Raw genomic sequence first — 25,701 nt, forward strand, 5'->3', positions numbered from 1 at the left:
CTCCCAAAAATCAGTGCAAGAGCTTGCACAACAGCTCCGGAATCTTTTCTAATGGGGCCACGTTGTCTGCCAAGCCTGCTTGAATCGCTGCTCGTGGCATTCCGTATACGACACAACTCGACTCATCTTCGATAATACTTGTGACAACGCCAAGCTCCTTCATGCGTTTTAGCCCTTTAGTCCCATCATTTCCCATGCCTGTCATGATGATTGCCCATTTGTCTACATTTGTCAATTGACTGACTGATTCAAACAGGATATCGACAGACGGTCTGTGACCGCCTCGTGGCTCCTCTTGGTGTAAATAGGCCTGTAGTCTCCCATTTACTTGACGAACTTCGAAATGGAAGCCTCCTGGAGCGATGTACGCTGTACCATTTTCCAGGTACTCGCCATCGACAACCTCGGTTACTCGAATTTGACATAGCGAGTCTAGCCGATTTGCTAACGATTTTGTGAAACCTGCTGGCATATGCTGAACGATGGCAATTGGTGCCGGAAAGTTCGCCGGAATTGCAGTCAGTACACTCTGCAATGCTTTAGGACCACCCGTGGAAGTACCTAAAACCACCAGTCTTGCCTTTCCGCCCACTTGTGACCGCATCACAGCAGGCGGGCTCGGTATTTTCGTACGTATTACTGGAGCTGCCGGTGCAACAGGTGTAGCTTTTGATTCGGAAGATACCGGTTTGACTACGCGAGGCATCTGCTTTCTCAAACGTACTTTCGATGCTGCCGCAGCCTTCACACGCTCGATAAGACGATCGCCCACTTTGTGGATGTCGAGAGAAATTGGACCAGAAGGCTTCGTTACAAAGTCAAACGCACCTAGCTCCAACGCATGAATCGTAGCTTCGGCCCCTTCTTTTGTCAGACTGCTCAACATGACGATCGGAACCGGGTACTCATTCATCAGCTTTTCAAGCGCGTCCAAACCGTTCATAACCGGCATTTCAATGTCGAGTGTGAGGACATCCGGAGCCAGTTCTTTACATTTTTCAATACATTCGAGACCATTCTTGGCTCGATCAATCACTTCAATCTCAGGATCAGTAGATAAAATGTCCGAAATCACTTTACGCATGAATGCAGAATCGTCTGTGACGAGGACGCGGATTTTACTCATTCGAATGTCGCTCCCTTCCTACTTTTATGTCTCATCGTATGAAGTGCCTCAACTTCGCAAGAAAACCTTTGAGACCACTGACAGAAGCATCTGAAGTATCCGGACGATCCAAATACCGCTCTACCAGATTTCGTATGCTTCTCGCGGCTTGCGATTGTGGATATGTAAGTAGAAAAGGACGCTGCAGTTTAACAGCTTTTGAAACATAAGGATCATCCGAAACATATCCAAGTGACTGAATATCCATATTCAGAAAGCGTTTGGAAACCATCGCAAGCTTGTCCGCCGTCATTTTTCCTTCTTTCTCCGATGACGCTCTGTTTATCACCAAGCGAATGGAGACAGCGGGATTACGTGCGTGTAGCATCTTGATGACTGCATATGCATCCGTTATCGCTGGTGGTTCGGGAGTGGTAACGAGGATGACCTCGTCTGAGGAGAGCATGAATCGCATGGATTCCTTTGAAAAACCTGCTCCCGTATCAAAAATGATTGTGTCGGCATAGCCTTGCAGCGGGTCCAGATGGGAGAATAAGCGATCTAGCTTCTCATCATCTAACTGCATGATCTGCGTAAATCCAGAACCACCCGCGATGAATTCCAAGCCTCCTGGCCCGTGCTCGATAATGTCCCAAACAGTCGTATCTGGCTCTAACAAATGAAACAGATGCTTTTTTGGAGTAATTCCCATTAATACATCCAGATTTGCCAGACCCAGATCCAAGTCAAACAAAACCGCCCTATGACCCTTCTCACTCAAACCAAGTCCAAAATTCAAGCTAAAATTGGACTTGCCGACACCACCTTTTCCACTCGTCACTGTCACCAGTCTAGTTGGTCGTGTCTTCTTGTTTTGTAGCATCCGCTCACGGAGTTGCTCTGCTTGGTCACGCATCTGTTTACTCTCCCATAATCATCGTTGAAACCAGCTCGGGTGTAGCTACAACGATATCATCTGGTACATTTTGACCTGTCGTTACATAGGAGAGCTGTAGATTCATCTCCTGACAAACATTCAACATCGTGCCAAAGCTGTTCGTTTCATCCGCTTTTGTAAAAATGACTTGCTTCACTTGAACTTCCGCAAAGTTTTGGACGATCGCTTTCATATCGTTGAATTTGGAGCTCAAGCTAAGTACTAGGTAGTTTACGCTGTCTTTTCCATGCTCCAGCAATTCACGAATGCCTTCCACATACTCATCGTTGCGAAAATTTCGTCCAGCCGTATCTACAAAAATGAGGTCACAATCACTTAAGCGTTCCATCGCAGCCGCCATTTCTTTCGGAGAAAAGACAACCTCCAGCGGGACATTTAAAATGTTTGCGTACGTCTTCAATTGTTCTACTGCTGCCATTCGATACGTATCAGCCGTGATAAAGCCGATTTTTCGCTTTTCCTTCAACATGCTGTTCGCTGCAAGCTTCGCAATGGTCGTTGTTTTTCCAACCCCTGTCGGACCGAAAAAGAAAGCATACCGCACATTCTTACCCAGCTTTGGCGAAGAGGCTGTATATGGTTCGATCATGGAAGTGATAATCGTTCGGCATACCGCAAACGCTTCTTCCTCCGTCCACTTTTCACCCGGTTGCGACATTTCCATTACTTTTCGAATGATTTCCGCAGTTAGCTCTTCAGTCACTTCTTGCTTCATTAACTTTGCACGAATAGACTGTATCGCCGGAGGAAGTTGTTCACTTAAGTCATGCACCAACAGCTTTTGAAACATTTGACGCATATCTCGCATTTCAGTGGCAATCGCGTCATGATTGCTTGTGGGTAAAGCTCTTTCTTGGGATGTCATGCCAGGAGCTTGCTGCTCAGTTCGCTCTCCTTGCTTCTGTACAGCTCTCGTATCTGGGATCTCTTCTTTTGGAGGCGTCGCAACCGCGGTTTGTGTCATCGCGGCTACGACCTCCTCCCTACCTGTTGATTCAACTTGTTGATTCTCCGTTGTTTTTGTCACAGTCGGTTTTCGATACGCTTGAGCAGCCGTGTACGTACCTGTCTGCGATTTGGGCAAAACGTTGTTGGTTCGATGTTCAGCTGCTACTGTGGGATTTTCTCGCTCGGATGCCTTTTCATCGACAGCAGCGATTACTTCGATTCGTTGTTTGCCAAACATCCCGAACAATCCACCTGATTTGATCGGCTTGGAATTAAGAAGCACTGCATCCATTCCTAAGTCCGTCCTGATTTTTTCCATTGCTTCTGGCATCGAATCGACAATGTAACGTTTTACCCTCACGAAATGTTCACCATCCCTACGCTTTGCACTTCAACATGTGGTTCGAGCTCGCTGTACGACAAAACGGGAACGTCTGGCATCATGCGATCTACTAATTGACGCAAGTACATTCGAACCGCTGGTGATGAAAGAATGATCGGCTGTTGACCCGAGTTGATCATTTTGCTCACTTCAGTCGACATGTTTTGGAAAATTCGCTGAGACGTTTCCGGATCCATCGCCAGATAGCTTCCTTGCTCAGACTGTTCCACACGTTCAGAGATTGCTTTTTCCAATCCTGCTCCAGCTGTAAGCACGCGAAGTGGTTGTCCTGGCTCCGTAAATTGGAGTGTGATCTGTCTCGCCATCGCCTGTCTTACATATTCTGTCAGCACATCTGGATCTTTTGTATACAAGGCATGATCCGCAAGTGCTTCAAGGATAACGTGAAGATTTCGAACAGACACTTTTTCACGCAACAGCTTTTGCAATACTTTTTGTACGTCCCCAATGGCGAGCAGACTTGGAATCAGCTCGTCTACGAGAACTGGTGCTGTCTCCCGTACATTGTCGATCAGGGCCCTTGTTTCCTGGCGACCTAACAATTCGTGGGCATGTCGCTTGATGACCTCTGTCAGATGTGTAGCCACAACAGATGGTGGATCGACAACTGTATAGCCAGACAGCTCAGCAATCTCCTTATTCTCTTCTGTTACCCATAATGCGGGCAATCCAAACGCAGGTTCTACGGTTTCTATCCCAACAATGGAATCATCTTCGATCCCCGGGCTCATCGCCAGATAGTGATCTAGCATGATTTCCCCTTTAGCGACCTGGTTGCCTTTTATTTTGATCATATATTCATTCGGTCGAAGCTGGATGTTGTCACGTATACGAATGACCGGAACAACGATCCCCATCTCGAGTGCGATTTGTCTTCGAATCATGATGACTCGATCTAACAGATCCCCTCCCTGCTTCACATCGGCAAGCGGGATTAAGCCATAACCGAACTCGAATTCGATGGGATCGACCTGTAACAGGTTCACGACGCTTTCTGGACTGCGTACTTCTTCCATCTGCTGCTCTTCCACCTTGTCGGCGGATTCTTGTATTTGCATCTTTTGATTCTTCTCCATTTTCCAAGCAGCAAATGCCATTATCCCGCATACCGGAAGTACAGGCAGAATTCCAATCGGTGTAAAGAGCCCCAGCAATAACATGCATCCGGCTACGATATAGAGAAGACGTGGAAAGCTGAACATCTGCTTGACGATGTCTTCACCCAGACCTTCACCAGAAGTGGAACGCGTTACAATAATACCTGCTGCGGTCGAAATTAAGAGCGCTGGAATCTGGCTCACAAGTGCGTCACCGACAGACATGGTAGTGAATCGAGAGGCAGACTCGGCAAAGCTCATATCGTGAATGAGCATCCCGATGATAAAACCACCGATAATATTTACGATAAAAATGATAATACCCGCGATGGCGTCCCCTTTTACGAATTTGCTGGCACCATCCATTGCTCCATAAAAATCAGCTTCGTTCTCAATCTTTTTTCTTCGGACACGTGCTTCTGCTTCTGTGATCATTCCTGCATTCAGATCCGCGTCGATACTCATCTGTTTACCAGGCATCGCGTCGAGCGTAAAACGTGCTGCTACCTCAGCTACACGCTCAGAACCTTTGGTGATTACGATAAACTGAATGATGATCAAGATGAGGAACACGACGAAACCGACGACTTGATTACCACCGACTACAAAGCTACCGAACGTTTCAATAACTTTACCGCCTTCACCGTGCGATAAAATATTTCTCGTTGTCGACACGTTCAGAGCTAGTCGAAAAAGTGTTGTAATAAGCAAAACCGTCGGAAAGATCGAGAATTCCAAAGTTTCTTTTGTATACATCGACACAAGCAAGATGGTCAATGCAAGGGAGATATTCAAAATCAACAGCAAATCAAGTAGCGCTGAAGGAAGTGGGATTACCATCATGACAACAATGCTTATGACAAAAAGGATCGTACCAACTTCTTTAAATTTGAATCCCACTGGTTATCCTCCTTCCATTTATTTCACTTTCCCTTGCAGCTTGTAGACGTACGCGAGAACTTCCGCGACCGCTTTAAACATCTCTTCGGGAATTTGTTGCCCAACTTCAACTTGACTATAGAGAGCCCGGGCCAAGGGCTTGTTTTCCATGGTAACGATACGATGCTTTTTCGCTACTTCCCTTATTTTTAATGCTAGATAGTCTTGCCCTTTGGCGATTACCGTCGGTGCACTCATCGCACTTGCGTCATAGCGAACGGCAACAGCAAAGTGAGTCGGGTTCGTAATAATGACATCCGCTTTGGGAAGCTCCTGCATCATACGGCGAATGGCCATACTTCTTTGCCGTTCACGAATCTTCCCTTTAATGAGCGGATCACCTTCCGCTTGCTTATGCTCGTCCTTGAGATCCTGCTTGGACATTCGCAGATTCTTTTCATGCTCATAACGCTGATAGGCATAGTCCAGAATCGCGAGAATGAAAAGCAATAACCCGAGATAGATTCCCAGCTTTGTCACCTCTTCGGCAGTAAACGCTAGGACTGCTCCGACAGACAATAAGGAAAGCTGTACAACTTGTTCCTTTGCATTCCACAAAATGACGTACGCGACATATATGCCTGCGCTTATTTTTAATAAAGATTTTAGTAGCTCTACGAGCGAGCGTAAGGAAAAAATTCGTTTTGCCCCTTTAATCGGATCGATCTTTTCCAGTTTCAGTTGAAGGGGTTCTGTACTAATTAGCCAGCCTACCTGCATGTAATTCACTGCAAATGCGACAAGAAAACTCAAGCCTAGGATAGGTCCAACAATTTTGATCGCTTCAAATACGAGCTGCATCACGATGACTTTTAAATTTTCTTCATTTACTTGCCACGTGGTATATGTAATCAATGACTCCCGCATCAAATCTTGAAATGTGCCTAGCATGGTAGAACCAAGCATCATTAACAGAAAGAAAAATGCTGTCAAAGATAGGGCGGGGGAAAGATCCTGACTTTTCGCGACTTGCCCTTTTTTTCGTGCGTCTTGCTTTTTCTTGGGCGTAGCTTTTTCTGTCTTTTCCCCATTAAAAAATTGAAGATCTACTTGATAAGAAAGCCTCAATTGATTCATGGTGCTCCTCCGAGCGATTTCATCATTTCTGCAAGTGCCCGGAACATGTTCCCAAACAATCCGTTCAGGGTCAGCAAGAACGCAGGCATCACCACGATAAGCAGTAAAAAGCCGGCAAGCAGTTTAATGGGCAAACCCACCACAAAGATATTAAACTGCGGGACAGATTTGGCGATAATACCAAGAGAGAGATCAACCAGAAACAATGCAACGACGATCGGTGCCGCAATCATAAACGCACTCGTAAACATCGTTTGAAATGTTTTTACTGCTGTCATCATGACGTTTTCGCTTCCGAAAGCCGCCCACATGATGTCCACCGGTATAACCTGGTAACTGCTCATCACACCTCGTATCAGCATGTGATGTCCGTCAATACTGAAAAAGTACAGGACAGCGAGAATGTTTTTGAAGTTACCTGTCACCGGGATATATGCACCCGTTTTGGGGTCAATCACGTTTGCCATTGCGAGACCCATCTGCATGTCCATCAGTCCACCAGCAACCTGAATGGCGATAAACATCATTTCACATATGTAACCAAGAATGACACCAACAAGGGCTTCCTTCATGACATACAAAATAAATGTCAAATCCATCGGAATCTCGCCTTGTACCGGCAAGGATTGAAAACTGATGACGGCAATGATAAACGCGAGACCGATTTTAAACTGATTCGGTACACCGCGAATGGAAAAGAACGGAGCCGTTACAAAAAAGGCACTCATTCGGACAAAAACAAGCAAGAATACGGGCAGATACATCAGAAAAAGATTCATATGCTACCCAACAAAACGATGAAGGTTACCGAAGATCCCCATCGTGAAATCAAGCATTACCCGAAGCATCCATGGACCAACAGCCAAGATCACGACAAATACGGCCACGATCTTTGGAATAAAAGCGAGTGTCTGCTCCTGAATTTGTGTCGTTGCCTGAAAGACACTGACCATCAAACCGACCAGTAAGGCGACCCCAAGTGCGGGTGCCGAAATCAGCAGGATGGTATAAACAGAGCTTTGGGCAATCTGCATAAGTAATTCTTGTGTCATGCTCTACCTCCTGAGGCATTCGGAATGTCGCTAAAAACTGGTCAAAAGTGATCTCACAATGAGATACCAGCCGTCCACCATGATGAACAGTAAAATCTTAAACGGCAATGAAATCATAACCGGCGGTAACATCATCATCCCCATCCCCATCAAAATACTGGAGACGATCATATCAATTACGAGAAATGGAATGAATATCATAAAGCCGATTTGAAAAGCCGTCTTCAATTCACTAATGGCAAAAGCAGGTACCAGCGCATTCAACGGAATATCTTGGATTGATTTTGGTCGTTCGGCTTTTGTGTATTCCAGAAAGAGTGCTAAATCTTTTTCACGCGTCTGCTTTGCCATAAATTCCTTAAAGGGTATGACCGCTGCGTCCAATGCCTGCTGTTGCGTTAGCTTTCCTTGCATAAATGGCTGCACGGCTGTTTCGTTTACTTGTCCGAGTGTCGGAGCCATAATGAAGAAAGTCATAAACAATGCAAGGGCAATCAATACCTGGTTCGGTGGCATTTGTTGAGTTGCCAACGCATTTCGAACAAAAGACAACACTATAACAATTCGCGCAAAACTGGTCATTAAAAGCAAAATCGCTGGAGCTACAGATAATACTGTCAAAATCAGTAACAGCTGAATGGCCGTCGATGTCTCCTGCGGTGTTCCTGTTCCGCCGCCTATCTTCAAATCAATACTCGGAACAAGCGGTGTACCCGCTGGCGCCGCCATGACCATATCAGGTACGGATAGCAACACTGCGACAAGCATCAGCACCTGCAAAAAATATTTCATTTTTGGTCCCCTCTGTCCTGAGCTTGCTCTTTCTTCCAATGTTCTGTTTGGTCTGGACGATTTCTCAAGTCGTTCCATTGACCCTGCAACAGATCTTGAAAGCTTTTGCCGTCCATATCAGAAGAAAACAAGATTTCTTCTTCAGCCTGCTTTTTCTTACCGAACGGGAGCCATTCTAATGAGAATGGGCTTTTCATTGGTTTGATCTCTGCGTCTGCCAAGATCAAATCTACCTCTTCACCCGGTTCAATCCTACGAAGCAATTGAACGTTTTCTCCCACTCCCACGATGTACAATGACTCGCCGATCATAACCACCTGAAGTGTTTTGCCATTGCCTAGCGCAGTAGCACTAATCACTTTAATTGGTCCATGACTTTGAGCTCCTTGACGTCGACCAAGAAAACGGAGCAATAAAAAGATCAATACTGCAATAAAGCCAAGCGAAAAGATGACTTGAACTAGATACCCGATCATACTTCCTGTTCCGCTGCCCGGAATGGCCGCCGGCTGTTCACTGCCGGCGGGCGCATTGCTAGTTGGCACTTTTCCCTGGTTGTACGCATCCGCTACTGAACCTTCTGCAAAAACGGTACTCGGCAGGGAGGAGACGAAAAGCAACAGGATCAGACTGAAGGCTAAAATGAGTCTTGCCCCTGCATTCCGGATCATCATCATTAGCTCATTGTCTTTTTGATCGCTTCAAGAACGCGATCCGCCTGGAATGGTTTTACGATGAAGTCTTTTGCGCCCGCCTGGATCGCATCGATTACCATCGCTTGTTGTCCCATCGCGGAGCACATGATCACACGCGCGTTAGGATCTAATTTTTTAATTTCTTTCAATGCAGAAATTCCATCCATCTCTGGCATGGTAATATCCATGGTTACGAGATCAGGTCCCAATTCTTTATACTTTTCAACTGCTTGTGCACCGTCACTTGCTTCCCCTACGACACTGTACCCGTTTTTAGAAAGAATTTCCTTGATCATCATACGCATGAATGCTGCATCGTCTACGATTAAAACTTTGTTAGACATGAATAGCTCCTCCCTAATGCTTCCCTCTTGATTGGATTATTGTAATTTTTGAACACGATCGATCTGACTGATGATGTCTGTAACACGAACCCCAAAGTTCTCATCAATGACGACAACCTCGCCCTTGGCGATTAATTTGTTGTTCACCAAAATGTCTACATGCTCACCTGCCAGCTTGTCCAACTGTATAATCGATCCAGCGGACAAGTCAAGGATTTCTCTAATCAGCTTTTTCGTACGACCTAACTCAACTGTTACTTGCAATGGAATATCGTGAAGCAAGTTTAAGTTCTGTATGTCTCCTGTATACATAGGAGCACCTCCAAGTGGAGCAAATTGTGCTGGTACTACATTCGCCTGACTAGCTGCTGGACCTCCGAAATGCTGTGGAGCTGGCGGAGCCATTGGAGGCTGCTGATACATTCCTGGGTACGGAGCATAGCCAGGTGGCATCATTTGTTGTCCATACGCGTCAGGATACATCGGCGGCTGTCCTGGGTAGCCCATTGGCTGTGCGTAACCCGGCGGTTGCTGATACATCGGCTGTTGCTGTGGTGGCGGCGCTACAGGCGGTACGTGGCTCTGTGGTTGCTCTTGCGCACTTGGTTGGATAGAAGGAGCCGACAAACTCATAGCAGGCAGAGAAGGCATCTCTATCTCATCTATGAGGGCCGCTGCTGCTTCTTCATCCCCTGCACCTCCAACCAGTCTATCAATCATCTTTTTCGCAAAGGAAAGCGGGAGAAGCTGCATAATATTGGAATCGATAAGTTCGCCTTGCTCTCCTACCTTTAAGCGGAAAGATACTTTCACCAGAGGACTGTCATCATCAGAGAAGCTGTCTCCACCCTTGCCTTGCGCCAGATCCATTACATCAATGCCTGGTGGCGTAATATTAATGAACTGGTTGAAAATCGTTGACATGGACGTAGCGGCGGAACCCATCATCTGATTCATTGCTTCCTGTACCGCACTGATATGAAGCTCAGACATTTCCGTGTTCGCTGGTCTGCCGTCTCCGCCCATCATCAGATCCGCGATAACTGCTGCGTCTTCCATGCGAATGACTAGCAGGTTAATTCCTTTGAAACCATCTGTATATTCCACGTGGACAGCCACGTGAGGAATCGGAAATTCACTTTCCAATTCATCCACATTAACTACGGAAACAGTAGGGGTTGTAATATCTACTTTTTGACTTAACAAAGTAGATAACGCAGTAGCTGCGCTCCCAAAGGAGATATTACCAATTTCTCCGAGTGCATCCTGTTCAAACGGGGACAGAAAATCGGCAACATCCTGGGTCACTGCCGACACAGCTTCCTCTTCGTCCTCAACCAAGTTGTTCGCACGTAACAGCGCGTCAATCTCGTCTTGAGAAAGCATATCTCTACTCATTTTGTTCCTCCCCCTCCTCTATGACTTCATCAATCTGTACGGCGACTCTTCCTTTATGTGTTCCTGGCTGACCCAAGAACTTTAAGTGGTCGCCCACTTTAATCTTCAACTTGTTGTCGATCGATTGGTCCAATTGAATGACATCACCTTTTTGTAGCTGCAGGAAATCTCCTACTGTAATCGTAGCTGTTCCCATTTCAGCAACAATCGGCAATTTTGCAACTTTTACTCGCTCTTCTACACGCAGGCGCTCTTCTTCATCCCGCGTTTTCTTTTGTTTGGAGAACCAGTATTGTCCAGACAGCTTTGTCATGATTGGCTCCAGTACCACGTGAGGCAAACAGAGATTGATCATTCCTGTTGTATCGCCGATTTTGGTACTAAAGGAGATTACCACGACAATCTCGTTAGGTGAGACGATCTGCATGAACTGTGGATTCATCTCCAAACCTTCTTGATACGGATCTAGTTCAATGATTTGCTTCCATGCCTCGTGGAAAGTATCCAGCGCTTTGCCGAATACACGTTCCATCACCGTTGTTTCAATTTCCGTAAGGGCGCCCATCTTTTCCGGAATCGCCCCCTGTCCTCCCAGAAGTCGATCCAGCATGGTATAGGCGATGTTTGGATTTACTTCCAAAACCATTCGTCCTTCCAGCGGAGGAGCTTCAAAGATGTTCAAGATGGTCATCTTGGGAATAGAACGTATAAATTCGTCATACGGCAATTGATCGACGGAGGCAACCGTAATTTGCACGAAGGTACGGAGCTGAGCTGAAAAATAAGTTGTCAACAGCCTCGCGTAGTTTTCATGGATTCGCGTTAAACCACGGATCTGATCTTTTGAGAACCGCAGGGCGCGTTTGAAATCATATACTTTGACTTTACGCTCAGTTTCTTCCTTTTTCAGCTCGTTGGCATCCATTTCGCCCGAAGATAGGGCGGCCAACAGCGCATCAATCTCACTCTGTGAGAGAACCTCGGCCATATGTCGTCACCTCCTTGCTATGTATACCATAATCGCTTCCTATGACAAGACGCGTTTGGTTGTCACTACTTGAACAATCTTACCCTCTTGCATCAGGGAGCTGATTTCATTCATGATTTTTGCTTCCAGCTTGTTCACACCTTCAGTTCCTTTTATGTCTTCTGGTGTCAACCCCGCCAATGTTTTAATAATCACCTGATTGACTTGCGGCAAACGCTGCTCCAATTCTGTTTTGGCATCAGCACTGTCCGCCGTAATGCTAAAGCGTACAATCATGTAATTATTCGTTAGCAAGTTCGTAGTAATTTCGCCAGTGTCAACGGAGAACTCTTTCATTTCCTCTGCCGTGAGCGGCTTCACTTCTTGCTCTTCCGTCGAAGATGTTTGCGCAGCCGGAGAGAGATACGTTTGCCAGAGAACAAACGAGATCACTCCCAGTAGCGATATCGCGATGATAATGATTAGAGCCATGTTAAACAATCGATTTTGAAACATCGCTAATGCCTCCCGCTATTCATTTGAATCACCCGGCATTTTCGGTACAGATGTTGCCGGAGGAACATTATGATAAAAAGCCTGAACACGTTCAGCGATGGATTCCACCGAATCCTTCACGATGTACTTTCTGTCGTTGAACAGCGTGATCACGCTATCCGGAGTTGCTTCAACAGTTTCAATGTGAGTGATGTTCAGATAAAAAGTAGAGCCGTTAAACCGAGTTAACTTAATCATTGGCTGCTCCTTTCCGGATCAAGCTGGGGAAGTCTTAGAACACTTCCCCGGCTTTTCCGTTAAACGAAATTATCGTTTCAGGTTCACCAGTTCTTCTAATACTGTGTCAGATGTCGTGATGATCCTAGAGTTTGCTTGGAAACCGCGTTGTGCCACGATCATTTCTGTAAATTCTTCAGAAAGGTCAACGTTTGACATTTCCAGTTGTCCTGCGATGATGCTGATTCGTGCATCTGCTGGAGTAGCTGGAGTCATTGGATCATCATCACGTGCACCGGCGTTCACTGTGTTTTCGTAGAGATTGTTACCGATCTTCTTCAAACCACTTGGGTTGTTGAAGGTCATTACGCCAATGGTATTGTCCGAAGCAAGTGCTCCAGTATCATCCACAGTCGTAATTACGCCATCTTTGCCAATGGAGTAAGAAACAATTCCATCTGCTTGGTTGATTTGAATTGGAGCCGGGTCAGTGTTCATCAACTTCATCCCTTGGGAGTTCACCAAGAAACCTTGGGCATCACGAGTGAAGTTCCCTGCACGCGTGTAATAAATGGTTGCCCCTTCATCAGGACTGACCATGAAAAACGCGTCTCCTTCGATAGAAAGGTCTGTCGGCAGGTTCGTTGTCATTGGGCTACCAGCAGAGAAAACCGTATCAATCGAAGCAATGGAAGCACCCAGACCGATTTGCGTCGGGTTTGTACCGCCTTTACCACCATCTGTAGGAGCACCAGCTCCTTGAACGTTTTGGCTCAAAATATCTTGAAACATCACACGACCCTTTTTAAAGCCAACTGTGTTTACGTTCGCGATATTGTTACCAATAACGTCCAGTTTTGTTTGAAAACCACGCATGCCTGAAATACCTGAGTACATTGAGCGAAGCATAGTTATTTCCTCCTTAACCTTCTCATTTAGAGCGGCTACCTCTGTCAGTCGGTAACCGAATGGGCTTCCTCAAAAGGAGGTCCAGCCCAGTGAACAGCCACCTACACGAAAATGGCACTATCAATGTTAGTAAATACGTTGTCCTTCATGCTACCATCGTCTACGGCGGTAATAATTTTCCGATTTACGATGCTCACGACGTAGGCCACATTGTCCATCATAACGAGAGACTCTCTGGCGCCTTTGGCGGCTGCTTTTTGCACAGCGGATTCCAAACGCTCCATCTGCTGTCTTTCTAGCGTAATGCCCCGCTCCTGCAAGCGATTGACGGCATGCTGGCTAAAGCTAAGTGGCTCCGATTTGGTTGCAGCGCCAATCGATTCCGTCAAATACTGCTGAAATAACGTGTTGTTTCCCGGAGCAGTTTGGGTTGTAGCTTTTGCGACGTGATTCGTTTTCGGAGGAAAATAGGGTTGCCCCACACGAAAATGGTTCATGGCGCTTCCTCCTTCTATCCAATCCTAGACGATGTCGTCAATGCCGCGAGCCGTGTCCCGCAATCGATTCCATAGCACTTCTGTTGATTCATTGCTGTCAACCAGGGCATCGAGAGCAAATTCTTGCTCGTCTTTCTCTTGCTGTTGTCGATTCTCTTGCTGTTGTCGTGCTTGTTCACGCTGCTGTTGGAAGTTAAAAGCTGTATCCTGCTGCTGGTTTACCTCCAAGCGATCAACCTGCAAGCCTTGTTGGGTCAAAGCAGCTCGAAGCTGCGGAAGCTGATTGTCCAGCATTTCCTTTCCAGCCTGTGTTTCAGCATGGAACTGTGCTGTAATCACACCATTTTGGGAAGTAATCGTGACATCTACTTGGCCCAAAGATTGTGGATTCAGAATCAGCCTTGCCTCATGTACGCCATTATTTTGCGTCAAGTGCATCTTGGACACGAAAAGCTGAGTGACTTGCTGTGTCAGTTGATTGGCGTTCACATGATGTGTCGGAACCGACTGTTGCTGAAAGGTCTGTACAGATTGTGTCTGCGTATTAGATGAAGCAATAATCGGTGTCTGACCATTTCCGTTCAACATGCCCTCTTGTGCATCACCCTCTTGATTCAAAAGGCCGCTTTGAAGGGTAGACTGTACTGTCTGAGACTGAATCCCAGCTTCTATCTTGTAAGCCGAGAGACCTTGATTCAACCGCAGTGGAGAAATCGTCTTAAGCGTGTCCTGTTGGGTTGTGTTCATGTTTGCCATCACATCGGATCGCAAGTTCAGTCCACTTCGTTTTGACTCCTCAGCATTTCCTTTTTGATTCTTCAGGGATTCGAGAAGAGCTGCCAGTTTGTCCAGGTCGTTCGGAGTTGCTTCCCCTTTTTTCAGGTTAGCTAGAATCTGCTTCAAGTCCTCACTCACTTGCCCAGCATTTCCTTGCGCTTTACCCAAAAGTTGTTCAATTGCAGTTGCAAATTTTTCTTGGGCGTCAGGCGGTAATTCGTCTTGCGTAGTTTGGCCAGAGCCAAGCAATTGAGCAAATAATGCCATGAGCTCAGCTAATGCTAGCATCTCCTCTTCACTCAAACCCTCTGGCGCAACCATTGTGTCTTCTGCGTTCCCCACCTGATCCAACACCTGCATCAATTGCATGGAAAACATTTGACCTAAACCAGTTCCTCCCGTATTTGCTACAGGTGTAGCTGTAACAGATCCTGCTGATCCTACGGCAGGAGTCAAATTGGCTACATTCATCTCGTTCACCTCCTCTTTTTGATTTGTTGCTTATAGAAACGAAAACAGATGATTGCTCAATCTATTTTCGAAGCAACTCTGTCGTGATGCGAGCCGCCAGATTGTCTTTTTCTTTCTTGTCGTCATTGGCGATCGCTGAGAGAGTTTGTGCCCGTTTATCCGCAGGCAAATCTTTCATTAAAGCAATGGCTTGAGCCTTGTTAGTACTCATGAGTGAACGAATAATGGCGGCAGCATCCGCTGGAGGCAACTGAGTAAATGTGTTCTTTAGATCCTCATTCGATTCAGACCCATCACGCGTATTGCTGAGCGCCTTTGTAAGAACATCTACACGTTGTTGTAGAGCAGCAATGTCATCATCTTTGTTCACTACTGAATCTTTTAACAAGATCGAAATATCGGCAGCTTTCTTCGGTTCCATCTTTGCCAAAATGTCAGCTTGCTGGGCAGGTTTCATTTTGGTCATAACCGTCACTGACTCTTCCAGCTTGAGATTTTCAATAATGGCCGCCGCATTTTTGGGTGACATGGTTGTATACACTTTCGCCAAATCTGCAAACTGCTTCTGACGTTCTTCCTCAGTAGCACGTTTATCTTCCATTGCCTTGTTTAAATCATCGATCTGTTTTTCAAGCGCCACAATGGTGGCGTCTTTCTTTGCAGACTCTTCTTGTAAAGCGCTTATCTGCTGCTGGTTTTTTGCATGATCTTGCTGTAGGGTTGCCACTTGTTTGTCCATGTCAGGTTGTTCTTCTGAGTCGGGAGTTGCCGCATATTCGTCCGGGACTAATTTTTCCACGTACGGTATGGAGTTAGCCCAGTGGAGAACATTCCCTAACACATTTACTCCGAGCAAGCTCAGGAGCACACCGCCAAGGAGGCTGGCAAACAGTGCAGGAATGACAATCATATAAAAGAACCATTCCCACCTGCCGTATTCCCGTTCTTCTTGGATTTCTTCCATTTGGAACCTCCCTCAGTAACTTCGGCGAAGATAGAGCTGCGTACCGATCTCATCCAATTCTTTTTGCTCTCTTTGCTTCTGGTCGTCCAGAAATTGGTGGAGCGACTTTTCCCGAAGGCGTTGCCATAGTTGGGACTCTTTCATACGTTCCGTCAATCGTGACTGACAGCGTTCCACATCCTGTTCACAACCATGCAAGGTACGTTGCTGATTCTGAATGGATCTCGCAACAGATTGCTGATATTGCGTAATGGAAATGAGCTGTGCAGCACTGCATGTCTGCATCTGTACTTCCTGGAGCTTCATCGTCATCTCGTCATGATGATCAGTTAGTTGAGAAAGCTTCCACTCTTCTTCGTTTTTACGCTGGATCGACTTTCCGAAAGCCCACTCTGCTTGTTCTTTTTCTTTTTCCTTTAAATCAAGAACCTTTTGGAGATGAAACTGGAACACTCGCACGTTAGTTCACTCCTCCGAAATGAGCTGTCAACGCTTGGATAGCGCCCTGCAAAGTAGATGGCTCATGCGTTCCTTGTGCCGTAAAACCAGAAATGATATCTCGATAGCGAATGGCTGCATCGATTTCCCGGTTGCTTCCTGGCTTGTACGCCCCAATATTGATGAGGTCCTCTGCTTCACGAAACGTAGCCAAATGCTTTTTCAGCTGACGAGCAGCATCCAAATGGTTACTATCGACGATTTCATTCATGACACGACTTACACTCGCCATCACATCAATGGCAGGAAAGTGACCTTTGTGAGCGATTTTTCGGTCAAGAACGATGTGACCGTCCAAAATCCCCCGCGCCGCATCCGCAATCGGATCGTTCATGTCGTCAGAATCAACCAGTACGGTATAAAAGGCTGTAATACTCCCCTTATCCGCTGTTCCTGCGCGCTCCATCAGCTTTGGCAGCATCGCAAACACTGATGGCGTATAACCACGTGTAGCCGGCGGTTCTCCGATTGCCAAGCCCACCTCACGTTGTGCCATGGCAAATCGGGTGACGGAGTCCATCATGAGCATGACATTCATTCCACGATCGCGGAAATATTCCGCGATGGATGTCGCAATCATTGCTCCCTTGATTCGAATCATGGCAGGTTGATCGGAAGTAGCTACGACAACAACAGAGCGCTTTAGTCCTTCTTCCCCAAGATCGCGCTCGATAAACTCCATGACTTCACGACCACGTTCCCCAATAAGACCAATGACATTGATATCTGCCGTAGTATTTCGGGCGATCATTCCCATCAATGTACTTTTTCCAACCCCTGATCCAGCGAAGATGCCGACCCGCTGACCTTTCCCAATGGTAAGGAGACCATCTATCGCTCTCACACCTACACTCAATGGTTCTTGAATGCGCGGGCGAAGGATCGGATTTGGCGGCATATTGTTCGTAGGATAAGACGTCAGACCAAATGGCAGTGAACCTTGATAGGGTCGGCCCAGTCCATCGAGGATCGAACCCAATATTTCAGGTCCAACTTTTACATCTAGCGAACGTCCTGTCGCGACCACATCACAACCTGGACCAATTTCGGTCAATTCGCCTAAAGGCATTAACAGCACTTTGTTTTCGCGAAAGCCAACGACTTCTGCGATGATCGGTTCCTTTGTGTTAGCCGGATATAGATGGCATATCTCGCCTAATTTCACTTCTGGCCCTTGCGACTCAATAGTGAGTCCAACAACCTGTGTCACTTTGCCATTCACGCGCATCGGATCTAAGCTATGCAGCATGTGCTTGTACTTCGAGAGATCTAGGATGCTCATGGAGCCTCACTTCCTCTGGCAATCGTAAGCAGTGCCTGCTTAATCTCCTCCATTTGTGTATCAATGCGGGCATCGACACTTCCCAAAGCAGTACGGATGACACATCCATCATCTTGTACCGTATAGTCAGGATAAATGGAGAGCTCTGCTTGTCCATCTAACAATTCCAGAAAACCAGCACGATGTTCGAGCACATATTCGAAGTTCTTATGGTTGACGCACACCGTAATCTCGCCATGAACACGGGAGCGGCGGAGTGCTTTTTTGGTCATCTCCAGGACCTGCTCGGGATGCTGTTGCAATTCCTGTCCAATGATTTTTTTTGCGATTTCCATGCTGAGTTCCACTAGGAAAGGCTCCGCTTCAGCTATAATCTGTTTTTTCTCGGCAAACGCCTGTTCCAGAATGGTTTTCGCTTGGCTGAGTGTAGCTGTTTGCTCCTCGTACGCCTCACGTTTACCCGCTTCAAATCCTGCCTCTTGCCCTTCCGTCAATGCTTGCTCTTGTACTTGTTGGAACAGTTGCGCAGCTTCCTGACGCTTTTGTTCCCACCATTCGTCCATCTGAGCAAGCGTCTCTTGTCTTAGTTGCTCTGCTTGCTCGGCAGTTTGCTGCAAGATGTTTTGCGCGGTCTCTTCTGCATCTGAGATGATCGTTTTCGCTTCGATCTCAGCTTGATTTAAAATTTCTTGATTTTCTTGCAACCTTTCGGCAACTTCTTCCGTCTTAAGTGGTACAGGCGTTACCGAGAGGAGAAAAGATTCCTCAGAAGGCCGATAATTGGCGCTTTTGATGATCCTAGACAATGATATCATCTCCTCCACCGCGGGCGATGATGATCTCACCAGCCTCCTCTAAGCGACGGATAATTGCAACGATACGAGATTGTGCCTCTTCGACGTCGCGAAGGCGAACTGGGCCCATAAACTCCATTTCTTCTTTGAAGGTATCCGCCATCCGTTTGGACATGTTCCGGAAAATAACTTCCCGAACTTCTTCGCTGGATACTTTGAGAGAAAGTTGCAGATCGGCATTTTCCACATCGCGGATAACGCGCTGAATCGAACGGTTGTCGAGTGTTGCAATATCTTCGAAGACGAACATACGCTTCTTGATTTCTTCTGCCAGCTCTGGATCTTGAATTTCGAGGGAATCCAGAATCGTGCGTTCGGTTCCACGATCGACACCGTTGAGTACAGCCACGATCGCTTCGATCCCGCCTGCCTGGGTGTAATCTTGGGTAACAGTGGCAGAGAGCTTTTGCTCCAATACCTGTTCAACTTGAGCAATTACTTCCGGTGAAGTACTGTCCATAGTCGCAATACGTTTCGCAACCTCTGCTTGACGTTCTTGCGGAAGAGCGGACAAAATCATGGCTGCTTGTTGAGCTTCCAAATAAGAAAGCACCAAAGCTATCGTCTGCGGATGCTCATTTTGGATAAAGTTAAGGATTTGACCTGGGTCGGCCTTCCTAGCAAAGTCAAACGGTCGAACTTGAAGGTTTGCCGTCAAGCGATTGATAATATCCATCGCTTTGGTCTCACCCAAAGCTTTTTGCAAAATTTCTTTGGCGTATGTAATCCCGCCCTGTGCAATTACCTCCTTGGCAACTGCTATCTGGTGAAATTCAGATAAAATTTTATCTTTTTCATCCGTATCCACTTTTCGCACATTGGCGATTTCTAATGTCAGTTGCTCGATCTCATCCTCACGCAAATGCTTGAACACCTGGGCAGAAACTTCCGGCCCGAGTGAGATGAGGAGGATAGCTGCTTTTTGTCGTCCTGACAACTCTTTAGCGCCGCGAGCCATACCATTCACTCCTTAATCTTCTGCTAACCAAGTACGAAGCAGAACAACAAACTCATCTGGTTTGCTTCGCGCCAATTTTTCAAGTTGCTTTCTGACCACTACCTGGTCTCCATCTTCTTGGTAAATCAAGTCTGGTATTTCGGCCGCGTTTAACGGTGTCAGCAAGTCTGGCAATTCCTCTTCTTCTTGTTGTTGCTTCGCTTGACTGCGTCTGCGATAAACGAGGAAGGCAACAGCAGCAAGTGCCAGGACTGCAATACCACCAACTGTCCAAAGAACAGCAGGACTTAGTGCACTGGAATCCTCAATCTCAGCTTTTCCTGAGAACTGACGAGGGAGTACAGAGATATGCTTGTCCAACTCAGCATCCGTTAAATCAGAAGCCTGATCACTTAAAGTGACACGAACAACATTGCGCAACACTTGTTTGATGCTCTCAAGCGTAGCCGCATCCAACGTTCCACCATCCGGCGGTTCTACACCCACGTTGATTGTGATGTCTTCGATCTTGTACGGGCTTGATGTAACATTTCGTGTGATGCGATTTACTTCACGGTTAATCGTATCATTCAACTCTTCGTATTGACTGTTACTTCCTTGCGGGGTAGCTCCCGGGTAGTTCGTAACTGCATTGTTATTGGTTCCTGCAATCCCCCCTGGAGGTTGACCTTGTCCAGAGAAGGCTTTTGATAATTTTTGAGAAGAAATGATAAGTCCTTCGTTATTCTCTTTGTCAGGTGCCTCGACTATGTTCTCTACGCGATTTTCTTTGTCAAAGTTCATTTTGATGAACGTATGGACGATGACTTTATCGCGTCCCATGATCGTACCCAACAAGTTGTACAGGTTTTGTTGAATTTTCTTTTCAACATCTGCTTTGATTGTTTCCTGTTGCTTAAAGCTACTCAATGTGCCTTCGTTTTCATTGCCTTCGGAACGTTCAAGCGGATTGGAATACTGGTCTGTAATCGCAATCGCTTCCATTGGCAATTTCGGAACGCTTCGGGAAACAAGCAGATAAAGCGAGTTAATTTGCTTTTGATCAAGCGTTGTTCCAGGTTCAACATCGACGATAACGGAAGCCGTCGCTGTATCCGGAGTCTCCGTCACCCAAACGCTTTCCTGCGGCAATGTAATCATTACTTGTGCGGAGCGTACGCCTTTTACACGTTCCAGCATCTTCCGCAGCTCTTGTTGTAAAGCCTCTTTCTTCATGACATCAAATTGACGATCTGTAACTCCGAGGGTACTGGAGAAAATTTCCGCATTAATTCCTGCTTGACTCGGAATACCTTGTGCAGCCAAATCGACAATGACATCTTGTGCCATTTTTTCTGGAACCTCGATACTTGTACCATTCCCCGTGATACGATATGGGATTTGTGAAGCTTCCAACTCTTGCTTGATAGTCCCGATTTCTTGTTCACTCAATTTTTGGTTGTAGAGTGGTTTGTACACCGGCTGAGAAGCGATGTATATGTATAGACCAAGAGAAATCAAGAGGAAGAGCGAAATACCGAGAATCATCCATTTTTGTTTCTTGGAAAATTGGTTCCATTTTGACGTAATCTGGTCTTTGTATACTGCTAAACGTTCGTTCATGTTTCACCTCTCAAAGGATACCAACAACGATCAAATCGACATGCGCATGATTTCTTGATAAGACTCAATCATCTTGTTCCTGACCTGCATAGTCATCTGTAGCATCACGGTAGCTTTTTGACCTGCAACAGTCAATTGGTGCAAGTCGGTGATTTCTCCCGCTGCAAACCTGTCGGCAAGATTCGACGATTCTACTTGCGCCTGATTCACTTTATTCATGGCATCCGATAGAAACGATGAGAATTCTTGGGAAACTTCAGCTGGGGTTGGCTTGTTCACACTCGGTGTACGAATTGGCGTTAGTTGGGAGATTGCACTCATTTCCATTCCTTACTGTCACCCGCTTTACTTGATTTCCAATGCTTTTAGCATCATCGATTTGGAAGCGTTCAATGCTGTCACGTTGGCTTCGTATGATCTTGATGCAGAGATCATGTCCACCATCTCTTTCATCGGGTCGACATTCGGCATCAAGAGATATCCGTCTTGGTCTGCATCTGGATGAGATGGATCAAATACTCGTTTAAACGGTGTATTGTCTTCTTGAATCGCTGTGACCTTCACACCTTGTCCACCTCGACTTCCTGTGACCGTCCCCACGGCTGCTTGCAGGAAGTTATCAAATGTTCCATTTGTTTGAGGTGACAACTCCACCATTTTCCTCCGATATGGCTGCCAGGCGCCATCTACGAAGCTTGCTCGAGTGGTTTCCGCATTTGCAATGTTGGAAGCAATCGTATCCAATCGCAAGCGGTTAGCTGTTAAGGCAGAAGCACTTGTGTTAATTCCCTGAAACAAGCTCATCTTTATTTACCTCCACCCTCAATTACACTTCGTAGTTTTTGAAAATGTCCTGCTGTCAATTGTGTTAATCCGCTGTACCAAATTTGGTTTTTGGCCAATTCTGTTGTTTCTGTTTCCAAGTCAACATCATTGCCACTGTTCTGAATGAAGTTATTCGGATTGGACACAACCTGTGGTACTGCAACGCCCCCTACATTTCCAAACGGGAGGTGTCGTTGATTGGTCCGATACGCTTCTAACTTGCCATTTCCCGCTCTTGCGTTCAACTCATCTTGCAAAAAACTCTCAAAGATGACTTGTTGACTTTTGAATTGAGGGGTGTCTATGTTGGCAAGGTTGTTTGCGATCGTTCTATGTCGCAATGTTGCAGCGTCGAGTGATCTCTCCAGGACCTGCAGATGATAACTATCCAGCATTTTTCCTTCTCCCCCAATATGAGTCAATTCTTTTCCCTAAAACCACCTATATTTCCTGTATTTTCGACACCCTAATACGATTCAATCATAGCAAAATCAATTTGGACAAAAAAGCCCCTTTTCATGACGTTTTTCAAAATGATTCAATGGGACTAAATCCCTTATCTTTCCTGTTTTTTTACTGCATTTTACAAGGAAACCATATTCAAACCATCGCAGAAGTCGAGGCATGCATAAAAAATCAATATATAATTTATGGTAATAATGTGTCGTTTTTTGAAAAAACTAGGACTAAAGTCCCATGAAGAAAGGTGCAGCAACATGAGTTGCTACACCTTTTGTTTACTTTCGTGTAACTTTTAACAAGGTACATTACGAGGTTTTGAGCTTCTCCAGTTCAGGCAACAGCTTTTCATTCAGCACTTTAATGAAGGTACCTTTCATTCCCAAAGAACGGGATTCGATAACACCCGCACTCTCCAGCTTACGCAGTGCGTTTACAATTACAGAGCGAGTAATTCCTACGCGATCGGCGATTTTGGAGGCTACGAGCAAGCCTTCTTTTCCTTCGAGTTCTTCAAAGATATGTTCAACTGCTTCCAACTCACTATAAGAGAGGGAACCAATCGCCATTTGCACAACCGCTTTGCTGCGCGCTTCTTCTTCAATTGCTTCAGAACGCTCGCGCAAGATTTCCATACCTACTACAGTTGCCCCTACTTCTGCGAGGATCAGGTCGTCATCGACAAATTGATCGTTAATGCGACCCAAAATCAGCGTACCGAGACGATCTCCTCCACCCATAATTGGAACAAGCGTCGTCCAACCTGTGCGGAATACTTCTTTCATTTCTACTGGGAAAATGGTGTATGGGCTATCTACATCCAGGTTCGCAGATGTTTCATCTACTTTCAGTAACCCCATGCTGTACTCTTCTGGAAAACGGCGCTCTTCCAGCATTTTGCGCATACGGCTGTTATCCATCTCTTGATGAATCGCATAGCCGAGAAGTTTTCCTTTACGGCTTACAACATAAGTGTTTGCTTCAATAACGTCACTCAAAACTTGGGACATTTCATTGAAGTTCACGGCATGACCCGCGGATTTTTGCAACATGCGATTAATTCTTCTTGTTTTTGACAGTAGATCCATCTGTATTTCCTCCTAATTATATGTGCTGCCTATCCAATGTTTATAAAATATATTGACTCAAGTCTTTGTTCCCCGCGATTGTACCTAATTTCTGTTGGACATAATCGGGGGTAATCTGTACAACTTCTAGGTGGATTTCTGGGGCTTCAAAAGAGAGATCCTCCAGTAGCTTCTCCAATATGGTGTGCAATCGTCTAGCACCAATGTTATCTGTGCTCTGATTGACCTCAGCAGCGAGACGAGCGAGTTCCTGAATGGCTTCTGGTGTAAATTCAACACGCACACCTTCTGTTTCCAAGAGGGCCACGTACTGCTTAAGCAACGCGTTTTTAGGCTCAGTCAAAATCCGGACAAAATCTTCAACGCGCAAGCTAGTCAGCTCCACCCGAATCGGAAAACGGCCTTGTAATTCAGGAATTAAATCTGATGGCTTAGCCATGTGAAAAGCACCAGCTGCGATAAACAGAACATAATCTGTTTTGACAGGACCATACTTGGTCATGACAGTTGAGCCTTCCACAATCGGTAAAATATCACGCTGGACCCCTTCACGGGATACATCCGGGCCACGCCCATCCTTACCCGCAATCTTGTCAATTTCGTCAATGAAGATAATACCGTGTTGTTCAGCTCGACGAATAGACTCCTGCGTAACTTCGTCCATATCCACCAGTTTTTGCGCTTCCTGCTGAATTAATACCTTTCGCGCATCTTTTATTCGCAATTTTCGTTTCTTCATCCGCTTAGGCATCAGGCTACCGAGCATATCCTGCATTTGCATCCCCATTTGTTCTGTACCCGGAACCTGGAACATGTCAAACATCGAAGGTGATTGATCTTCGACTTCAATCTCAATCATTTGCTCTTCTAACTGGCCATTCGTCAATTGCCACATGATTTGTCTACGTTGCTGCTGGATCGACACTTCTTCTTGATCAGAGGTATCCTGCTGCTGTTGCTGCTGTCCACCGAAGAACATCTCCAACGGATTTTTGAACGAGTTCGACTGCTTGCGGGATGGAACGAGTACGTTCACAATCGCTTCATTCGCAAGCTTCTCGGCTTTCTCTTTCACCGACTCTACTTTTTCCTGTTTGACCGTACGGATAGAAGCTTCCACCAGATCACGGACCATCGATTCCACATCTCGTCCTACATAACCGACTTCCGTAAACTTCGTTGCTTCTACTTTAATAAAAGGAGCACCTGTCAGTTTGGCAATCCGACGTGCAATTTCCGTTTTTCCAACACCAGTAGGTCCGATCATCAAGATGTTTTTTGGAACAACCTCTTCAATCATTTGCTCTGGCAAACGACTGCGACGATAGCGGTTGCGAAGCGCTACAGCAATGGCTTTCTTGGCTTGTGCCTGCCCGACAATGTATTTATCCAAATGCTCTACGATCTTACGCGGGGTTAATTGCTCAAGATTCAGCACAGTAGGTTCCTCCCTTTCGCTCAATTCAACTCATCCACAACAAGATTGTTGTTTGTGAACACGCAAATTTCAGCAGCGGTACGAAGCGATGCTTCCGCAATTTCACGTGCGCCGAGATGAGGCGCATATGTCTTCAATGCACGACCTGCTGCAAGGGCAAAGCTACCGCCAGAACCAATTGCAAGAATCCCATCATCAGGCTCAATGATTTCGCCATTTCCGGAGATAAGCAACAAATGCTCCTTATTGGCAACAATCATCATTGCTTCCAAACGACGCAAAATTTTATCCATGCGCCACTCTTTCGCCAGCTCTACAGCAGCACGCTGCAGATTGCCGTGATACTCCTCCAGCTTTCCTTCAAACTTCTCAAAAAGCGTAATAGCATCAGCAACAGAGCCAGCGAATCCTGCTAAAACTTCGCCGCGATATAGACGTCTTACTTTTTTGGCACCGTGCTTCATTACCATGCTGTTGCCAAAAGTAACCTGACCATCTCCGGCCATCGCTACAGACCCATTGTGCTGTACAGCAAATATGGTTGTTGCGTGAAACTGTTCCATCACTGATTC

29 protein-coding genes are annotated in these 25,701 nt (G+C 46.1%); all 29 read right to left on the reverse strand.

Features of this window, described 5'->3' with window-relative positions:
• Positions 1 to 10 precede the first annotated feature (10 nt).
• The 29 genes from AB432_RS17955 to hslV all read right to left on the reverse strand — a co-directional run bounded on the left by AB432_RS17955 (position 11) and on the right by hslV (position 25,692).
• Positions 11 to 1,126 carry a protein-glutamate methylesterase/protein-glutamine glutaminase gene (locus AB432_RS17955; protein ID WP_048033440.1) on the reverse strand — a complete coding sequence of 372 codons (1,116 nt, stop codon included), beginning with the start codon at positions 1,124 to 1,126 and terminating at the stop codon, positions 11 to 13.
• 31 nt (positions 1,127 to 1,157) lie between these two features.
• Positions 1,158 to 2,021 carry a MinD/ParA family protein gene (locus AB432_RS17960; protein WP_048033441.1) on the reverse strand — a complete coding sequence of 288 codons (864 nt, stop codon included), beginning with the start codon at positions 2,019 to 2,021 and terminating at the stop codon, positions 1,158 to 1,160.
• Between the two features lie 4 nt (positions 2,022 to 2,025).
• Positions 2,026 to 3,372, reverse strand: a complete 1,347-nt coding sequence (flhF, locus tag AB432_RS17965; protein WP_048033442.1) for a flagellar biosynthesis GTPase FlhF — start codon at positions 3,370 to 3,372, stop codon at positions 2,026 to 2,028.
• Positions 3,369 to 5,411, reverse strand: a complete 2,043-nt coding sequence (gene flhA, locus AB432_RS17970; protein WP_048033443.1) for a flagellar biosynthesis protein FlhA — start codon at positions 5,409 to 5,411, stop codon at positions 3,369 to 3,371. Before flhA ends, flhF begins: the two co-directional genes overlap by 4 nt.
• 18 nt (positions 5,412 to 5,429) lie before the next feature.
• Positions 5,430 to 6,527: a flagellar biosynthesis protein FlhB gene (flhB, locus tag AB432_RS17975; RefSeq protein ID WP_048033444.1), complete on the reverse strand. Its 1,098-nt coding sequence runs from the start codon at positions 6,525 to 6,527 to the stop codon at positions 5,430 to 5,432.
• Positions 6,524 to 7,306 (reverse strand): flagellar biosynthetic protein FliR, encoded by a 783-nt coding sequence (fliR, locus tag AB432_RS17980; protein WP_048033445.1) that lies wholly within the window; start codon positions 7,304 to 7,306, stop codon positions 6,524 to 6,526. Before fliR ends, flhB begins: the two co-directional genes overlap by 4 nt.
• 3 nt (positions 7,307 to 7,309) lie before the next feature.
• On the reverse strand, positions 7,310 to 7,579 hold the full coding sequence (gene fliQ / locus AB432_RS17985) for a flagellar biosynthesis protein FliQ (protein WP_048033446.1): 270 nt from the start codon (positions 7,577 to 7,579) through the stop codon (positions 7,310 to 7,312).
• 30 nt (positions 7,580 to 7,609) lie between these two features.
• Positions 7,610 to 8,371, reverse strand: a complete 762-nt coding sequence (gene fliP / locus AB432_RS17990) for a flagellar type III secretion system pore protein FliP (RefSeq protein ID WP_048033447.1) — start codon at positions 8,369 to 8,371, stop codon at positions 7,610 to 7,612.
• Complete coding sequence (locus AB432_RS17995; RefSeq protein ID WP_048033448.1) at positions 8,368 to 9,048, reverse strand: flagellar biosynthetic protein FliO; 681 nt, start codon at positions 9,046 to 9,048, stop codon at positions 8,368 to 8,370. Before AB432_RS17995 ends, fliP begins: the two co-directional genes overlap by 4 nt.
• Positions 9,048 to 9,410: a response regulator gene (locus tag AB432_RS18000; protein ID WP_007719294.1), complete on the reverse strand. Its 363-nt coding sequence runs from the start codon at positions 9,408 to 9,410 to the stop codon at positions 9,048 to 9,050. The genes AB432_RS17995 and AB432_RS18000 overlap by 1 nt, the downstream gene beginning before the upstream one ends.
• A 36-nt stretch (positions 9,411 to 9,446) precedes the next feature.
• Complete coding sequence (gene fliY, locus AB432_RS18005) at positions 9,447 to 10,808, reverse strand: flagellar motor switch phosphatase FliY (RefSeq protein WP_048033449.1); 1,362 nt, start codon at positions 10,806 to 10,808, stop codon at positions 9,447 to 9,449.
• Entirely contained in the window at positions 10,801 to 11,796 is a 996-nt protein-coding gene (gene fliM / locus AB432_RS18010; protein WP_016743325.1) for a flagellar motor switch protein FliM, read from the reverse strand. The genes fliY and fliM overlap by 8 nt, the downstream gene beginning before the upstream one ends.
• A 39-nt stretch (positions 11,797 to 11,835) precedes the next feature.
• The gene (locus tag AB432_RS18015) at positions 11,836 to 12,291 is read right to left on the reverse strand and encodes a flagellar basal body-associated FliL family protein (protein WP_048033450.1); all 456 of its coding nucleotides are present in this window, start codon (positions 12,289 to 12,291) and stop codon (positions 11,836 to 11,838) included.
• Positions 12,292 to 12,306: 15 nt separating this feature from the next.
• On the reverse strand, positions 12,307 to 12,528 hold the full coding sequence (locus tag AB432_RS18020) for a flagellar FlbD family protein (protein ID WP_017249323.1): 222 nt from the start codon (positions 12,526 to 12,528) through the stop codon (positions 12,307 to 12,309).
• A 69-nt stretch (positions 12,529 to 12,597) separates the two neighbouring features.
• Complete coding sequence (gene flgG / locus AB432_RS18025; protein WP_048033451.1) at positions 12,598 to 13,416, reverse strand: flagellar basal body rod protein FlgG; 819 nt, start codon at positions 13,414 to 13,416, stop codon at positions 12,598 to 12,600.
• Between the two features lie 101 nt (positions 13,417 to 13,517).
• Positions 13,518 to 13,913: a TIGR02530 family flagellar biosynthesis protein gene (locus AB432_RS18030; RefSeq protein ID WP_048033452.1), complete on the reverse strand. Its 396-nt coding sequence runs from the start codon at positions 13,911 to 13,913 to the stop codon at positions 13,518 to 13,520.
• A gap of 24 nt (positions 13,914 to 13,937) precedes the next feature.
• Positions 13,938 to 15,161: a flagellar hook-length control protein FliK gene (locus AB432_RS18035; protein WP_048033453.1), complete on the reverse strand. Its 1,224-nt coding sequence runs from the start codon at positions 15,159 to 15,161 to the stop codon at positions 13,938 to 13,940.
• A gap of 61 nt (positions 15,162 to 15,222) precedes the next feature.
• On the reverse strand, positions 15,223 to 16,125 hold the full coding sequence (locus AB432_RS18040; protein WP_048033454.1) for a MotE family protein: 903 nt from the start codon (positions 16,123 to 16,125) through the stop codon (positions 15,223 to 15,225).
• 12 nt (positions 16,126 to 16,137) lie between these two features.
• Positions 16,138 to 16,584, reverse strand: coding sequence for a flagellar export protein FliJ (fliJ, locus tag AB432_RS18045; protein WP_048033455.1), 447 nt, complete (start codon positions 16,582 to 16,584; stop codon positions 16,138 to 16,140).
• Between the two features lies 1 nt (position 16,585).
• Positions 16,586 to 17,905 carry a flagellar protein export ATPase FliI gene (fliI, locus tag AB432_RS18050; protein WP_048033456.1) on the reverse strand — a complete coding sequence of 440 codons (1,320 nt, stop codon included), beginning with the start codon at positions 17,903 to 17,905 and terminating at the stop codon, positions 16,586 to 16,588.
• A complete protein-coding gene (locus tag AB432_RS18055) occupies positions 17,902 to 18,720 on the reverse strand; it encodes a FliH/SctL family protein (protein WP_048033457.1) in 819 nt (272 codons plus the stop codon). Before AB432_RS18055 ends, fliI begins: the two co-directional genes overlap by 4 nt.
• Positions 18,704 to 19,717: a flagellar motor switch protein FliG gene (gene fliG, locus AB432_RS18060; RefSeq protein ID WP_007719331.1), complete on the reverse strand. Its 1,014-nt coding sequence runs from the start codon at positions 19,715 to 19,717 to the stop codon at positions 18,704 to 18,706. The genes AB432_RS18055 and fliG overlap by 17 nt, the downstream gene beginning before the upstream one ends.
• 12 nt (positions 19,718 to 19,729) lie before the next feature.
• The gene (gene fliF / locus AB432_RS18065) at positions 19,730 to 21,319 is read right to left on the reverse strand and encodes a flagellar basal-body MS-ring/collar protein FliF (RefSeq protein WP_048033458.1); all 1,590 of its coding nucleotides are present in this window, start codon (positions 21,317 to 21,319) and stop codon (positions 19,730 to 19,732) included.
• A 30-nt stretch (positions 21,320 to 21,349) separates the two neighbouring features.
• Complete coding sequence (gene fliE / locus AB432_RS18070; RefSeq protein WP_048033459.1) at positions 21,350 to 21,646, reverse strand: flagellar hook-basal body complex protein FliE; 297 nt, start codon at positions 21,644 to 21,646, stop codon at positions 21,350 to 21,352.
• A gap of 18 nt (positions 21,647 to 21,664) precedes the next feature.
• Positions 21,665 to 22,123, reverse strand: a complete 459-nt coding sequence (gene flgC, locus AB432_RS18075) for a flagellar basal body rod protein FlgC (protein ID WP_048033460.1) — start codon at positions 22,121 to 22,123, stop codon at positions 21,665 to 21,667.
• Positions 22,124 to 22,125: 2 nt separating this feature from the next.
• Positions 22,126 to 22,539: a flagellar basal body rod protein FlgB gene (gene flgB, locus AB432_RS18080; protein WP_017249334.1), complete on the reverse strand. Its 414-nt coding sequence runs from the start codon at positions 22,537 to 22,539 to the stop codon at positions 22,126 to 22,128.
• Between the two features lie 372 nt (positions 22,540 to 22,911).
• Positions 22,912 to 23,691, reverse strand: a complete 780-nt coding sequence (gene codY, locus AB432_RS18085) for a GTP-sensing pleiotropic transcriptional regulator CodY (protein ID WP_048033461.1) — start codon at positions 23,689 to 23,691, stop codon at positions 22,912 to 22,914.
• 40 nt (positions 23,692 to 23,731) lie between these two features.
• Positions 23,732 to 25,129, reverse strand: a complete 1,398-nt coding sequence (gene hslU, locus AB432_RS18090) for an ATP-dependent protease ATPase subunit HslU (protein WP_304650854.1) — start codon at positions 25,127 to 25,129, stop codon at positions 23,732 to 23,734.
• A 20-nt stretch (positions 25,130 to 25,149) separates the two neighbouring features.
• Positions 25,150 to 25,692, reverse strand: a complete 543-nt coding sequence (gene hslV / locus AB432_RS18095; protein ID WP_015891764.1) for an ATP-dependent protease subunit HslV — start codon at positions 25,690 to 25,692, stop codon at positions 25,150 to 25,152.
• Positions 25,693 to 25,701 lie beyond the last annotated feature (9 nt).

This window comes from Brevibacillus brevis (assembly GCF_001039275.2).
GTDB lineage: Bacteria > Bacillota > Bacilli > Brevibacillales > Brevibacillaceae > Brevibacillus > Brevibacillus brevis_C.